General features: G+C 73.3%; 8 protein-coding genes. 2 read left to right on the top strand and 6 right to left on the bottom strand.

Annotated features, from left to right (window positions below):
• Positions 1 to 46: 46 nt before the first annotated feature.
• From ACL02O_RS22795 to ACL02O_RS22820, 6 genes are all read right to left on the bottom strand, one after another.
• Positions 47 to 5155 carry a DNA repair ATPase gene (locus tag ACL02O_RS22795; RefSeq protein ID WP_412820161.1) on the bottom strand — a complete coding sequence of 1703 codons (5109 nt, stop codon included), beginning with the start codon at positions 5153 to 5155 and terminating at the stop codon, positions 47 to 49.
• Positions 5156 to 5159: 4 nt separating this feature from the next.
• Positions 5160 to 7184, bottom strand: coding sequence for a flotillin family protein (locus ACL02O_RS22800; protein WP_412820162.1), 2025 nt, complete (start codon positions 7182 to 7184; stop codon positions 5160 to 5162).
• A gap of 147 nt (positions 7185 to 7331) precedes the next feature.
• Positions 7332 to 7979: a hypothetical protein gene (locus tag ACL02O_RS22805; protein ID WP_412820163.1), complete on the bottom strand. Its 648-nt coding sequence runs from the start codon at positions 7977 to 7979 to the stop codon at positions 7332 to 7334.
• 302 nt (positions 7980 to 8281) lie between these two features.
• The gene (purD, locus tag ACL02O_RS22810; RefSeq protein ID WP_412820164.1) at positions 8282 to 9529 is read right to left on the bottom strand and encodes a phosphoribosylamine--glycine ligase; all 1248 of its coding nucleotides are present in this window, start codon (positions 9527 to 9529) and stop codon (positions 8282 to 8284) included.
• An 89-nt stretch (positions 9530 to 9618) separates the two neighbouring features.
• Positions 9619 to 10542, bottom strand: coding sequence for a type IV toxin-antitoxin system AbiEi family antitoxin domain-containing protein (locus ACL02O_RS22815; protein ID WP_412820165.1), 924 nt, complete (start codon positions 10540 to 10542; stop codon positions 9619 to 9621).
• 210 nt (positions 10543 to 10752) lie between these two features.
• Entirely contained in the window at positions 10753 to 12042 is a 1290-nt protein-coding gene (locus tag ACL02O_RS22820; protein ID WP_412820166.1) for an adenylosuccinate synthase, read from the bottom strand.
• 122 nt (positions 12043 to 12164) lie between these two features.
• On the opposite strand from ACL02O_RS22820, the gene ACL02O_RS22825 reads away from it, so the two are divergent.
• Together ACL02O_RS22825 and ACL02O_RS22830 are read left to right on the top strand one after the other, a co-directional pair.
• On the top strand, positions 12165 to 13160 hold the full coding sequence (locus tag ACL02O_RS22825) for a diacylglycerol kinase family protein (protein WP_412820167.1): 996 nt from the start codon (positions 12165 to 12167) through the stop codon (positions 13158 to 13160).
• Between the two features lie 74 nt (positions 13161 to 13234).
• Positions 13235 to 15256: a MinD/ParA family ATP-binding protein gene (locus ACL02O_RS22830; protein ID WP_412820168.1), complete on the top strand. Its 2022-nt coding sequence runs from the start codon at positions 13235 to 13237 to the stop codon at positions 15254 to 15256.
• Positions 15257 to 15288: the final 32 nt, after the last annotated feature.

Consider the following 15288-nt stretch of genomic DNA (forward strand, 5'->3'; position numbering starts at 1 on the left):
GGGAGGGGCGGGGGTTGCCTGACGTTCCTCGGAAATGCCGCCGGCGTCAATCCCGGCCGGCGGCCCGGCCGATCGCCGTCTCCACCCCGCCGACCCGGTCGGCGAGCAGACCGAGCGCACCGACCGCCCGGTCCAGCGGATCGTCGGAACCACCGAGCGCCCGGGCCCGCAGGAAGGCCGCCTTCACCTCGGCCCAGCGCCGCGCCTGCTCAGCGGTGAGCCGGCCGCGCAGCTCGGCGAGCTTCAACAGGTTCGCCTCCGCCCCCGCCGCCAGGGTCTGCGCCTCACCGAGGTAATGGTCGTCGACGACCGCTTCCAACTCCTCGTCGGTGAGCACCGGGACGATCCGCTCGGCCAGCTTGTTCATGTTCCGGTAGGAGCCCTGGAGCTGGAACGGCGGCTCGGTACGGGAGGCGTCGGCCTGCGCCGCCGAGGCGATGTACGCCTGGTTGTTGGCCAACACCACCCGCTGCACCCGCAGCAGCTTGCGCAGCACCGCGACGATCCCCTCCAACTCCACCGCCGAGTACGGATGGGAGAGCTGGTCCGGGCGGACCGTCTCGTCCCCCCGGGCCATCCGCACCAGCAGCTCCACGTCAACCCGGTCCCGGGTGGACAGCGGGGCGAGCGTCGAGTTCGAGGTGAGCGCGTTCTCGATGTAGCTCAACGCGAACACCTCGTCCCGGCCGGACAGCACGTCGCCGAGGTTCCACACGTCGGCCCGGTTGGCGAGCATGTCGGGCACCCGGAACCGCTGCCCCGACTCGGTGTACGGGTTGCCGGCCATGCAGACCGCGAAGCGCTTGCCCCGCAGGTCGTACGTGCGGGTGCGGCCCTCCCACACCCCCTCGATCCGGCGCTGGGCGTCGCAGAGCGGGATGAACTTCTGCAGCAGCTCCGGCGAGGTGTGCTGGATGTCGTCGAGATAGAGCAGGACGTTGTTCCCCAGCTCCAACGCGAAGGAGATCTTCTCGACCTCCTGCCGGGCGGTGGCGTCCGGCGCCTCCGCCGGGTCCAGCGAGGTCACCCGGCTGCCCAGCGCCGGCCCGTTCACCTTCACGAAGACCAGGCCGAGCCGGCTCGCCACGTACTCCATCAGGGTGGTCTTGCCGTAGCCGGGCGGCGAGATCAGCAGCAGCAGACCCATCTGGTCCACCCGCTTCGCATCGCCCGTCGCGCCGAGCTGCCGGGCCAGGTTGTCGCCGATCAGCGGCAGGTACACCTCGTCGAGCAGCCGGTTGCGGACGAAGGTGCTCATCACCTTCGGCCGGTACTCGGCCAGCCGGAGCCGGTCCCGCTCGGCCGCCACCAGCTCGTTGCGCCGCCGCTGGTAGTCCCGGTACGCCGGCACCTGCTCGGTGCGGAACCGGTGCGTCCGGGCCAGCGTCTCGTCCAGCCGCAGGGTCAGCGCCGATCCGCCGATCCGCGGATGGGCCCCGAGCAGCCCGGTCACCGTCTCCGTCAGGGTGGCCGCGGACTCGTGCCGCGGCAGCTCCGGCCCGCACAGCTCGATCGCGATCGCCTCCGGCAGGTCGTACCCGGACAGCTCACCCCCGGTGGTGGCCAGGAACGCGCTCAGCCACGCCTCCACCAGCTGGTACCGGCTGGCCAGGTCGTCACCGAGGGCCCGCAGATCCTCGTCGAACTCGATGCTCGACCTCGCCTGCGGGCCGCCCAGGGCCCGCCGGAACCGATCCAGCAGGCCGCGCGCCCCGGCACCGGTGACGAAGCCGAACGGCGCGCGGGCCAGCTCCTCGAAGAGGTACTCGCCGGCCAGGTCGGACTCGGCCGCGGGGCCCGGCAGACCGGCCTCCCGCAGCCACCGGGCCGCCGCAGCGGCCAGCTCCGCCCGCAACCGGTCGATCGCGTCCCCGTCGGCGGCCGCTCCGGGCGAGACACCCGACCCGTCGCCGCCGGTGCCGGTGCCCGGACGCACACCCGGCCGGTCGTCGCCAGCTGCCGGCTGCGGGCCGTCCGCCCGGGCCGCCGGTCGCCCGAAGCGTTCCCGGGCGCGGGCCAGGGAGACCGCCCGCGCCGACCAGGACCGGCGGGCGCCGTCGTCGGTGCCGTACCGCCAGAACAGTTGCGCGGCGGCCCGCACGGCCGGCGGCCAGCGCAGCAGCCCGGCCCCGGCGTGCAGCCGCAGCAGGGCGTGCAGGACGGCGGCGGCGTCGTGGTCGTGCACGCCCCGCTCATAGCCCTCGTCGTACCGGGTCTCCGCCACGGCGCGGACCAGCTCGGAGAGCTTCCCGCCGTCGACCCCCGCCGTGTGCAGCGCGTCCAGGGTGAACGGGCCCCGGCCCGCCTCGGCGTCGGCCAGGATCGACGTGGCCAGGTACTCCGCGCGGTACACCTCCGGCGACTCGGAGACGAGCAGCTGGTCCCAGAACCGGCGGGTCCGCTCGAACGACTCGTCCCGTACCGGCGACCGGTAGTCGGTGCCGGTGACCGCCACCGCCAGCCGCCCGTGGTGCGGGACGACCGTGACGTCGATCGACTGGGTGTTGACCGCGAACCGGTGCCGGCCCAGCCGGATCGTCTCGCCGCCGTCGGCGTACAGGTCCGTCCGGTCCCGCAGGGCGCGACCGGCCTCCTGCCGGGCCGCGCGGACCCGCCCGTCCAGCTCCTCGGCCCGGACCTGGTCCCCCAACGACCGCAGCTCCGCCACGACCGCGCGGAGCTTGCCGACCATCGGGTCGGAGGCGAAGTAGGTGTTGATCTCGTCGAGGGAGCTCAGGGTGGCGACGCGCCGCTGGACGCTGAGCAGGATCCGGTCGGCGGAGGCGACCAGCCGGTCCGCCCGCCGGCCCTGCTCGTCGAGCAGCGCCTGCTTACGCGACGAGAACGCCTCGTAGATGTCCGTCCGCCGGGTCGCCAGCTCGGCGAGGAAGTCGTCGAACTCGCCGAACCGGGACTCCAGGTTCTCCACCTGGAGCAGCAGGCGACCGAGCTGCTCGTCGCACCGCTCGGCGGTGTCGGCGGCCGCCAGTGCGCCGGTGACCGCCTGCCCGAGCAGGGCGAACTCGGCGGCGAAACCGGCCCGGCCCTCCGCCTGGCTCAGCTCCCGCCGGCGGTTGTCCAGTACCGCCCGAGCCCGGTTGACTCCGCCGAGGACCTCACCGATCCGGGCCAGGATGCCGGTACGGACGGTGGCGTCGGCGATGTCCAGGGCCCCCACCACCTCGGTGATGGTCTGCAGCCCCTCGGCCCGCTCGGCCAGCTCGTCGCGGACCGGCGTCGCCTCGGCCACCGTGGCGATGCCGGCGGCCCGTTCGCCGAGGCGCCCGATCTCCGCCTGGTAGCCGGTGAGGGCGTCGTCGTGGCTTAGGAAGTCCACCGCCCGCCGGCCCGCCTCGGCCAGCTCGACGTCGAGCTGGGCGGCCAGCTCGTCGACCCGGCCCAGGTCGACGTAGCGCAGCTCGCGCAGCGTCACCAGGTGCCCCTGCGCCTGGCGCAGGCCGGCGAGCTGGCGTACCCAGTCGTCGGCGGTCAGCGGCGCGTCACCCCGTACCCGGCGGGTCAGCGAGGCGATCCGCTCGGCGCTCTCCTCCACCGCGACGCCCGCCTGCGCGGTCAGCGCCCGCACCTTCTCGTACTCGTCGAGGACGCCGGTGGCGGTCGAGCGGACCGCCGCCAGCGGCTCGGCCAGGTCGCCGAGGTCGGGATCGCCGAGCCAGTGGTAGTGGTCGAAGGCGCGGGTGCAGGCGGCGATCAGGGCCTGGTAGACCCCGGCGGCCGGGGTCGTCGCATCGGCCATCCGGGCCACCGACAGGCAGTCGGAGATGCCCCGGACCAGGTCGGCGTTGCCGATCCGCTCCAGCGGCCCGGTGCCCGCCGGCTGGCCGGCGGCGTAGCTCTCCGAGGCGTACGGGGTCTGCCAGATCTGCATCGGGTGGACCCGGGTCGGCTCGTCGGAGATCGCCCGGAACACCACCATCGTGCCGTCGTCGAAGATCGAGTAGCCGTGGCAGGGGACCGGCGCGGCCACCTCCTTGCGGATCGCGTTGTACGGCAGCAGCAGCGATCGACCCTCGTCCCGGGCGTGGAACACGTACAGCACGTCCTCGCCGTTGGGCGAGCGGACCATCCGCTCGAACTCCAGGCTGGACACGTCGGTGTCGAAGGTGCGGGTCAGGCCGGTGGCCAGGTGGTAGCCGCCGGGGAAGATGATCCCGTGGTCCTCGGGCAGCCGCTGGCACGCCTGGCCGATCCCGTCGAGCCGGACCACCTCCCGGGTGAGGGTGTTGAAGACCAGGTGCCGCCAGTCGGTCTCCTTGTACGGCCGGATCCGCAGCAGGATCAGCGGACCGACCCGGGCGTAGCCGACGTCGGCGTCGGCCAGGCTCTGCAACGGCTCGTCGACCGGCTCGTGGTAGATCCCCTCCCCGGTCTCGGTGTTGTTCTCCACCTTGACGGTGAGGTCGGCGCCGACGGTCTCGACGAACACCTCGCCCTGGATGGAGATGTGCGGGTGGCGGCCGAGGACGTGGTCCTCCCGGGTGGTCTCGGTCCACTCGAAGTCGTGCGCGGACGGGAAGACGTGGTCCCGCTCGCCCCGGTTGTCGAGGTACGTCACCGTGCCGTCGCTGTCGATCCGCCAGCGCAGCACCCGGATGTCGTCGGTCCGCGGCCCGGTCTGGAACACCGCCAGCAACCGGCCGTCGAGCCGGCGCAGTTGCAGCAGCCGGGTCTGCCGGTAGTACCGGTACAGCTCGGCGAAGTCCCGCTCGAACTGCGGGTCGCGCAGCAGGCCGGGCAGATCGGCCGGGTCGACCTGGTCGAAGCGGAAGCCGTCCGGGCCGTCCGCGCCGGTGGCCGCCGGCCGGACGAACCGGTGCAGCGAGAAGACGTCGTCCACCGTCGTCTCGGGTTTGAGCCCGATGAAGACGTTGTAGCCGAACAGCATCAGGCCGCCGACCGAAACGATGTCCCGGGGTACGCAGTTGTGCTCGGTACGGATCCGTTCGGTGCTGATCAGGCGCAGTTCGGTGCTGCCGAAGACCTCCACCCGCCGGGCGTTCAGCCGCTCCGCCCGCCCGGCCAGCTCGGTGGCCTGCTCGGCGAGCCGGTTGCGCAGCACCTCGTAGGTGCCGGCGTCCAGGCCGGCCGGGTCCACCGCGCCGTCGGCGGCGGACCCGGTCTCGCGGTCGGTCACCGGATCACTCACCCGCCCGCGGCTGGCGCTGCCCGGTCAGCGCCGCCACCGGCGCCTCCGCCAGACCCAACTTCCGCGCCGCCTTCAGCAGCTCCTCCAGCTTGCCCCGGTCGGCGCCGTCGGCCCGCATCTGCTGGAGCAGGAAAGCGGAGAGGGTCAGGTTCTGCACGTCCGCGGTGTTGAAGGAGCCCAGCACCCGGGTCAGGTCGTCGGTGAAGCTGGCCCGCCCGTCCAGCCAGGGCTGCGCGATGCCGCGCGCCACGTCCGAGTGGGCGACGAAGCCGTCCACGCTCTTGCCCAGCGAGATCGAGTTGAGCAGCCGGTCGAAGAAGACGCTGTCCCCGCCGACGATGTCGATGTTGGCCTTCTCCAGGCCGGTCGAGACCACCTTCGCCTGCGCCTCGGCGACCTGCCGCTGCACGTCGAGGCCGGCCATCCGGACGTCCTTCTCCAACTCCAGCCGCAGCCGGTACTCCTCGTGCTCGCGGGTGGCGTCGTCCAGCGCCGCCATCGCGGCGGCCTTCTCGGTGAGGCCCTCCGCCTCGCCCTTCAGCTTCTCGCGGACCGCCTCGGCGGTGACCAGCGCCTTCTCCCGCTCGACGGCCGCCTCGGCCCGGCCCACCTTCTCGATCGCCTCGGCACCCCGCTCGCGGACCTGCACGTCGGCCAGGCCGGCGGCGGCGGCCTCGGCCTGCGTGCCCTCCGCCAGGCGGATCTTCGCGCGAGCGTCGAGCTCGGCGGCCTGCTGCCGGGCCTCGGCGAGGACGAGTTCCTCGCGGGCCTTGAACTTCGCGGCCTGCTCGGCGGCCTCGGCCGCCTTGATGTCCTTGACCAGGTTCTCCTGCGCCTCGGCCTCGGCCTGGATCACCACGGCCTGGCGGGTCCGCTCGGCCTCCTCGACCACCCGCAGCCGCTTGATGTTCTCCTCCTGCTCGGCGACGGTCTTCTCCACCGCGATCCGCTCCCGGACGACCTCGGCGATCGACCGCTTCTCGCCCTCGACCTCCTTGTCCTTGGCGATGGTGGACAGCTCGGTCTCCCGCTGCCGGGAGATGACCTCGAGCATCCGGTCCTTCTCGATCCGCTCGGTCTCGATCGCGATGACCCGCTCCCGGTTCTTCTCGGCGACCGCGATCTCCCGGGCCCGGTTCTCGTGCTGGACGCCGAGCTGCTCGTCAGTGCGGATGTTCGCCGTCTCCGCGCGCAGCCGCTCCTCCGCCCGCACCCGGGTGATCTCCGCCTCCTCGCGGGCCCGCATGGTCTCCACCTCCCGGCGTTGCCGGGCCTCGGCCTCCGCCTGCCGCCGCTCGAGTTCGAGGATCGCCTCACGGGCGTCGACGTCCTGGCGGGTGATCTCCTTCTGCTCGTTGCGCTGGAACTCGTTGGTGCGCACGTGCTCGATGGCGGTCAGCTCGGTAATCTTGCGGATGCCCTGGGCGTCGAGGATGTTCGCCGCGTCCAGCTGCGACATCGGGGTCTGCTCCAGGAAGTCGATCGCGGCGTCCTCCAGGCTGTAGCCGTTGAGGTCGGTGCCGATCACCCGGATGATCTGGTCCCGGAACTCGTCCCGCTTGGTGTAGAGGTCGACGAAGTCGAGCTGCTTGCCCACCGTCTTGAGCGCCTCGGAGAACTTGGCGTTGAACAACTCCTGCAGCGTCTCCCGGTCGCTGGCCCGGGCGGTACCGATCGCCTGGGCCACCTTGATGACGTCCTCGGTGGTCTTGTTCACCCGGACGAAGAAGGTGATCCGGATGTCGGCGCGGATGTTGTCCCGACAGATCAGGCCCTCGTTGCCGGTCCGTTCGATGTCGATGGTCTTGACCGAGATGTCCATCACCTCGGCCTTGTGCAGCACGGGCAGGACGACCGCGCCGGTGAACGTGACGTCCACCCGGCGCACCTTGGACACGATCAGCGCCTTGCCCTGCTCGACCTTCCGGAACAGGCGGCTGACCAGCAGGATCACGCCGAGGACGACGAGCAGCAGGACGGCCAGGAGTATGCCGAGGCCGGTGGTGATGACATCCATGGGTGAGTGCGCGGCGCCGACACCCGCGGGTGAGTGCCGCGCATCCTCCTTTCAGGGCGCAGCGAGCGATTCGAGGGGGGACGGGACCCGGGGCCCGAGACCGCGGCCGGGCATCCGGTCGCTGCGGTCCCGGGCTCAGCCGGGGCGCTACATCGGAGCGTGATGGGAAGGGTCGGGATCGAAGGCGAGCCCGGCCGGCATGACCCAGAAGAACTCGCCGTCCGGGTCGTAGTCGTAGATGAGGGCTGAGCTGCCGGCCCGCAGGGGATCGGCGTCGTGCTGGCGGACCTGGACGATGGCCGACGAGCCGTCGGCGGCGGTCACCTCGGCCTGGCCGAAGTCGGCGGTCACCTGTCCGGTCCGGATGACGCAGAGCCGGCCGACGAAGGCGTGCCGGCTCGCCTCGGAGCTGTCGGGGAAGAGCCGGCCCAGCGGCACCGCCACCAGCCGGGTCACCAGCCAGGCGCAGAACAGGGCGGCCAGCAGCACGCCGACCGACACGGCGATCCGCGCGCCCGCGCCGAAGCCGAGCCCGTCGAGCAGCACGGTGCCGGCCAGGCTGACGAACCAGGCAACCGCGACGAGCAGCGAGAACACGATGGCGCTGGGGAGTCCGCCGAAGCCCAGCCCGGCGAGGATCCCGCCGGGCACGCCGTCGACGTCGAAGTCGTCGCCGAGGTCGAGCACGCCGGTGAGCACCAGCAGCCAGTAGCCGACCACGACGACCAGCAGGAAACTGAACAGCACGGTGGGGAAGCTCAGCGCCACGCCGAGAAAACCGGCCAAACGGACCACCCCCCGTACCCGGCGGTCGCCCCGGTCGACCGCACCAGCACGGTGATCGTGGCATGGCCTGTCAATGCCCGCCGCCCGTCGAACGGTCGAACCCGGGCAGCTCAGCAGGCACTGACGCCCGCGACGCGACGGAGACGGCACACGTCGGCCACGCGTCGCGTCCGGTCAGGAACCGTGGGTCAGCCCCGGCGTCCGGGCCGGGCCGACAAGCTGCGCCAGGGTGAGCGGCGATATCCACCGGCGAGCCGGCCGGTTCCTCGGCTCACCGCCGGGACGCGGACGACGGTACGGGCGTGCCCGGGTCAGCCGGGAATCGTGATCCGGCCCTCGACCGCCGCAGCGGCGATGTCGGTGCGATGGTGGGAGCCGGCCAGCTCGATGCCGCGTACCAGGTCGTAGGCGGAGTCCCGGGCGGCGGCCAGGTCCGCGCCGGTGGCGGTGCCGCAGAGGACCCGGCCCCCGGCGGAGCGGAGCGTGCCGTCGGCGTCCCGGCGGGTGCCGGCGTGGATGACGCCCGGCCGGTCCGCGCCGGTGATCGGGTCGCCGGTGCGCGGCGAGGCCGGGTAGCCCTCGGCCGCCACCACGACGGTGACCGCCGCGCCGTCCCGCCAGCGCAGCGGCGGGTGCGCCGCGAGGGCGCCGGTGGCGGCGGCGTGCAGCAGCCCGGCCAGCGGGGTCTCCAGCAGCGCGAGGACGACCTGGGTCTCCGGGTCGCCGAAGCGGGCGTTGAACTCGATCACGCGGGGCCCGGCGGCGGTGATCGCCAGGCCGACGTAGAGCAGGCCGGCGAACGGGGTGCCCCGGCGGCGCAGCTCGGCCAGCGTCGGGTGCACGACGTCGCGCATCACCTCGTCGACCAGGCCGGGCGGTGCCCACGGCAGCGGCGCGTACGCCCCCATGCCGCCGGTGTTCGGGCCGGTGTCGCCGTCGCCCACCCGCTTGAAGTCCTGCGCGGGCAGCAGCGGCAGGGCGGCCTCGCCGTCGGTGACCACGAAGAGGGAGACCTCGGGCCCGGCCAGGTATTCCTCGATCACCACCCGGCCGCACTCGGCGGCGTGCGCTTCGGCGACCGTCCGGTCGTCGGTGACCACGACGCCCTTGCCGGCGGCCAGCCCGTCGTTCTTCACCACGTACGGTGCGCCGAACTCGTCCAGCGCCTTCCGGACACTCTCCGGGTCCGTGCAGGTGTACGCCCCGGCGGTGGGTACGCCGGCGGCGGTCATCACGTCCTTGGCGAAGGCCTTCGAGCCCTCCAGCCGGGCGGCCTCGGCCGACGGGCCGAACACCGGGACGCCCTTGGCGCGTACCGCGTCGGCGACCCCGGCCACCAGCGGCGCCTCCGGGCCGATCACCACCAGGTCGGCCGCGGTGTCGACGGCGAGCGCCGCCACCGCCGCCGGGTCGACGGAATTCACCTCCCGCAGCTCGGCCACCGCCGCGATACCCGGATTTCCCGGCGCGGCGACCAGCGCCTCGACGGAGGGATCACCGGCCAGCCCGAGCGCGAGCGCGTGCTCCCGCCCTCCACCACCCACAAGAAGTACCCGCACGACCACGCATCCTACTGACCACCCACCCCCGCCGGTTGATCAAGGAGTTGGCGTCTCAATTTCGGCGTTCAGGGACGCAAACTCCTTGATCAACGGCTGTTCCGCAGAGCGCGTCGAACGGTTTCCGGGATGTAGTCGGGGCGGAGGGTGTCGGACCAGGTGAAGCGGAGGACCGTCCAGCCGGCGTTGACCAGGCGGTTCTGTCGCATCCTGTCCTCGTAGACGGCCCGAGGTGCGCGGTGCGGGTCCCGGCCGTCGGCCTCGGCAATCACCCTTGCGGCTCGCCAGCCCAGGTCGCCGATGCCGAGCAGGTAACCGTCGTCGTCGCGGACCTCGACCTGCAGCACATCGGGCGGCACCCCGCCGTCCACGCACCGGAGCCGCGTCCGGGTCTCCAGTGGCGACTGCGCCCGGCCGTCCGCCTCGGCCAGGTGGGCTCGCGCCGCGACCGCCCCCCGCCGGCCGGCGACGAGCGCCGACACCAGCGCCAGGTCGCGCTCGGTCAGGAGTCGCCGGTTGAGCGCGGAGTCGATGACGCACACCGACGGGTAGCGGGCCGCGCGCAGGATGACGTCAGCCACGGTACGGACCGCGGTGGTGGCCGGCACGCCGCCGACCACGCAGATGTCGTTCGCGCCCAGTGTGAGCTGGTGCACCACGAGGTTGGGGTCGCCGCGGCGCTGCCGGACGGGGCGGTCCGGCGGCACCGACACGTGAATGGCGGCCGTCGCCCGGAGGCCGCTGATCCGGTGCAACTCGGCCGCGGTGTCGAGGACCGCGACCGCTCCCGGGCCCATGCTGGTGACGGCGGCACGGATCCGTGCCCGGCGTGGCGCTGCCACCGCCTGCTCGGGTGCCGGCACGAAGCAACCACGGGCGACCCGGGTCCACCGTCCGGACCGGGCCAGATGCCGGATCTGGCCCCGGGTGAACCCGAGCCGCAACGCCTGACCGGCCGTCACGACCCCGTCCTGCCGGGCGGCCAGGCGACTCAATCCATCGAGATCGGCCACCCACCCACCCTGCCGCCCCACCGCCCCACCGCGACACCCCTGTGGACAACCCCGGCTCCCGGTGGGCGGCCTACCGGCAGCCGGAATCGATCAAGGAGTTTGCGTCTGATCCGGGTCGGATCCGGACGCAAACTTCTTGATCAACGAAGCAGGCGCCCTGAGTCCCCCCGGGGGGGGGGGGAGGGGAAGGGGGAGGTGGGGGGTGGGGGGTCAGGGGAGGAGGGGGTGGCGGAGGACGTTCTCCTCGCGGCCGGGGCCCACGCCCACGACGCTGACGCGGGTGCCGCAGAGCTCCTCGATGCGGGCGATGTAGCGCCTCGCGTTCTCGGGGAGCTCGTCCTCGGTCCTCGCCTTGGTGATGTCCTCCCACCAACCGTCGAGCTCTTCGTAGATCGGCGTGGCGTGGTGGAAGTCGGTCTGCGTCATCGGCATGTCGTCGAAGCGCTCGCCGTTGATCTCGTACCCGACGCAGATCGGCACCTTCGGCATGCCGGTGAGCACGTCCAGCTTGGTGATCACCAGATCGGTGACGCCGTTGAGCCGGCAGGCGTACCGGGCGACGACCGCGTCGAACCAGCCGCAGCGCCGCTCCCGGCCGGTGGTGGTGCCGTACTCGTGGCCGATCTTGACCAGGTGCTGGCCGTTGTCGTCGAAGAGTTCGGTGGGGAACGGGCCGGAGCCCACCCGGGTGGTGTACGCCTTGCTCACCGCGATGACCTTGGTGATCGCGGTCGGTGGGATGCCCGCACCCACGCACGCCCCGCCGGCCGTCGGGTTCGACGAGGTGACGAAGGGGTACGTCCCGTGGTCCATGTCGAGCATGTTGGCCTGGGCGCCCTCCAGCAGCACGGTCTCGCCGCGGTCCAGCGCGTCCCAGAGCATGACCCGGGTCTCCGCGATGTACGGCTTGAGCCGCTCGGCGTAGCCCAGGTACTCCTCGATCGTCGCGTCCACGTCGATCGCCTTGCGGTTGTAGACCTTGAACAGCACCTGGTTCTTCTCGCGGAGCGCCAGCTCCAGCTTCTTGCGCAGGATGCCGGGGTCGAGCAGATCCTGGATCCGGATGCCCATCCGGGCGACCTTGTCGCCGTACGCGGGGCCGATGCCCCGACCGGTGGTGCCGATCCGGGAGGAGCCGAGGTAGCGCTCGACCACCCGGTCCAGCGCCCGATGGTGCGGCATGATCAGGTGCGCGTCGCCGGAGATGCGCAGCCGGGAGACGTCCACGCCGCGCTCCGAGAGGCCGTCGATCTCCTCCAGCAGCACCTTCGGGTCGACCACCACGCCGTTGCCGATCACGATCATCGCGCTCGGCGAGAGCGCGCCGGACGGCATGAGGTGCAGCGCGTACTTCTGGCCGTCCGGGGTGATCACCGTGTGCCCGGCGTTGTTGCCGCCGGAGTAGCGCACGACGTAGTCGACCCGCTCACCCAGCAGGTCGGTAACCTTGCCCTTGCCCTCGTCGCCCCACTGAGCGCCGATGAGCACGATCGCTGGCATCTTCTCCGCCTCCAGAAGGCTCGGGTGCCAGGTGGCGACCGGTTGGCGAGCCCGGGGTGTCAGGCTAACAAGTAGTGACGACAGGACCGGCAGGGGTTCGTCGAGAAGCAGGAGGCTCCTTCGTGTACGACGTGGTGCTGCTCACCCTCGGCTCGGAGCGGGATGCTCCCGGGGGAGGCTGCGGCAGCGGTGGAGCCTGCTGTGGTGGGGCCGAGGCGGCCGGCGAGAAGCCCGAGGAGCGCTGCGAGACGCCGCGCGTACCGGTGCTGGCCTGCGCGGACGTGCTGACCGCGCGGGGTGCCCGGGTGGAGACGGTCACCGCCCGCTCGGACGCCGAGATCGACGAGGTGCTGGCCCGGCTCGACGGGCCGCCGCGCGCGGACGGTCTCACCTGGCCGGACCCGGACGCCAAGACCCGGCTCGTGGTTGCTACAGCCAGTGACGGGCAGTTGCGCGCCGTGCTGCGCCGGCTGGTCCGGCGGTACGCCCCGCCGCCCAGCCGCCGGCCCGGGGACCTGGCCGGCAACCGGACCGTCCCCGACCTGCCCCCGGTCGGCGTACTCCCGCTCGACCCGGCCCGCACCGGCGCGGCCCGGGACCTGGCCGCGCAGCTCGGGCTGCCCCGCGACCCGGCCGCGGTGGCCGCGGCGGTGCTGGACGGCACGCCCCGCCGGCTCGACCTGCTGCGCAACGACGGTGGCTCGGTGACCCTCGACGGCGCGCTGCTCGGCGCGGCCGACGACGCGGGCCGGCCGCTGCACTGGCGGGCCCGGGTCGAGGTGGACGACGCCGTCCTCTCCCACGGCGAGGACGCGATCCTGGCCTGCGCGATCGGTAACGCCGGCGGGTACGCGCGGCTGGACGACGTGACGCTGCTGGCGGACCCGGACCCGACCGACGGCCGGGTCGAGGTGGCGGTGGCCGTCTCGGTGGTCACCCGATCGGCGTTGGGCAGGAAGAAGGTACGACTCGAGGTGCGCCGCGCCCGGGGCCGGGCGGTGGCCGTCGTGCCGCGCGACGAGAAGGTGCCCTTCCTCGACGACGGCGTCGAGGGCGAGCTGAGCCGGAAGCGGTCCTGGTGGACCGAACCGGGTGCCTGGGCGGTCTGGACGCCCTGACCTCCGTCGATCCCCGGTCGGGCCGCCCGGCGAACCGGACGGCCTATCCTCGGCGGGAGGAATGGGGAGGAACCGTGGTGCACGAGAACGCCGACCGGGCCCACGTGCCGGGCCAGCCGCAGGTGCCGGAGCGGGACATCGAGCCACTCTGGCCACCCGAGCAGACCGACCCGGCGACCACCCCGCCGTCGGCGGCCCCGGCCCAACCCGGCGCGCCCGCCTGGTCGATCCCGGCCACCCCGGCCACGACACCGTCGGCCCCCTGGCCACCGGCACCCGCCGACGCGTCCGTCGGAGCGGGGCCACAGGGAGCCACCGGACCGGCTCCGGTCGACCGGGCGTTCGGGGCGGATGCGCACGAGGCGACCGGCGGACGGGTCCCGGCACGATCCGGCACCGGTGCGCCGACGCCGCGCCCGGCACCGGCGGTCGACCTGGACCTCCCGTTCACCCTCGACCAACCCACGACCACCCCGACGCCGGCCCGCACTCCGACCCCGCCCGCAGCCCAGGGTCCGGAACCGGAACCGGATCCGGCTCGAAGCGACGCGACGTCCCCGGCCAGCCCGGCCGGCACGGACAGCCCGCCGGCGGGCGAGGCGTCGAACGGTTCCCGCCGGGCCGACGGCGGCACCGCCCACAGCCGGACGCAGTCACCCTGGGCCCAGCCGCCGCAGCGGTCGAGCAGCACCCCGGCCGATCCGCCCACCGCCGCGGCACCGTCGACCGGCCCCGACCCGGTGCCCACCACCGGGCTGCCCACGCTCGGAGCGGACACCCCGGTGACCGCACCTGCCCACGGCGACCCGGAGCTACCGGCGCCGGCCCCCGCCGACGGTACGGCGGCCATGCCCGCCGGGCCGGCGGAGGGCGCCAGGCCGGAAGCCCCCGCACCGCCGCGGCTCGGGCCGTTCCCGCCCGCGCCGGGAGTGCCGCTTCAGCCGTCGCACGGGAACCGGCAACCGGGCTATCCCGGCGAGTCGGCGTACCCGCCTCCGCAGGTGGCCGGACCGCCGCCGGGCTGGTACCCGCCGGCCTGGCCGCAGGTGGGTGCCCCGCTGCCGGGCCCGCCGCAGCCCGGTGTTCCGGGGCCGCCGCCGGCCGCGCCACCGCCGCCGCAGCCGGTCCAGAGCGGCCGCCCGGAGCCGGGCTGGACGCCGGAGACCGGGGCGACGCCGACGGCCGAGGACTTTGCCCGACGCCGCCAGGCCAGGCCGGTCGACCCGGTGGCCACCATGGGTGTACGCGCGGTGGTGAACCGGATCGGGCTGGTCCGGCTCCCCCCGGGGCGGCACGAGCAGGAGCTCAAGCGGGACATCGAGATGGTCCGCCGCAACTTCGGCGGGCTGCGCCAGGTGACCGTGGTCAACCCCAAGGGCGGCGCCGGCAAGACGGTCGCCATCCTGCTGCTCGCCATGACGTTCGGCCAGAAGCGCGGCGGATACGTGCTGGCCTGGGACAACAACGAGACCCAGGGCACCCTGGGCATGCGGGCGCAGCAGGACTTCCACTCCCGTACGGTCCGGGACATGCTGCGCGACCTGGCCCAGTTCCAGGGGCCGCACGGCCGGGTCGGCGACCTGTCGCAGTACGTCCGCTCGCAGGGCGAGGGGATGTTCGACGTACTCGCCTCGGACGAGTCGGCCACCGGCGGCGAGATGCTCACCGCCAGCGCGTTCGCCGAGATCCGCGAGGTGGTCAGCCGCTTCTACAAGCTGATCTTCGTGGACACCGGGAACAATGTCCGGGCACAGAACTGGCAGGCCGCGATGGACGCCACCGACCAGCTCGTGGTCACCATGTCGGCCCGGAACGACTCGGCGGAGACCGCCGCCCGGATGCTCGACCACCTGGAGCAGAGCGGCCGGCAACGGCTGGTCCGGCAGGCGGTGACCGTGGTGTCGATGCCGCCGTCACGCAAGGAGATCGACCTGCCGGCGATCCAGGAGCACTTCGCCGCCCGGACCCGGGCGGTGCTGCTGGCACCGTACGAGCGGCTCATCGACACCGGCGAGCCGCTCCGGTACGGCCAGCTCTCCTCGGCCACCCGGGACGCCTGGCTGAAGATCGCCGCGGCGGTGGCGGAAGGGCTGTAGCGGTGACGGGGGGGGGGGGGGGGGGGGAAGCC

Source organism: Micromonospora mangrovicola (genome assembly GCF_047200535.1).
GTDB lineage: Bacteria > Actinomycetota > Actinomycetes > Mycobacteriales > Micromonosporaceae > Micromonospora.

What these genes read in the sequence shown, in the direction of transcription:
- ACL02O_RS22820 (WP_412820166.1), bottom strand. Translation starts at nt 12,042, where the DNA reads ATGCCAGCGATCGTGCTCATCGGCGCTCAGTGGGGCGACGAGGGCAAG.
- ACL02O_RS22800 (WP_412820162.1), bottom strand. Translation starts at nt 7,184, where the DNA reads ATGGATGTCATCACCACCGGCCTCGGCATACTCCTGGCCGTCCTGCTG.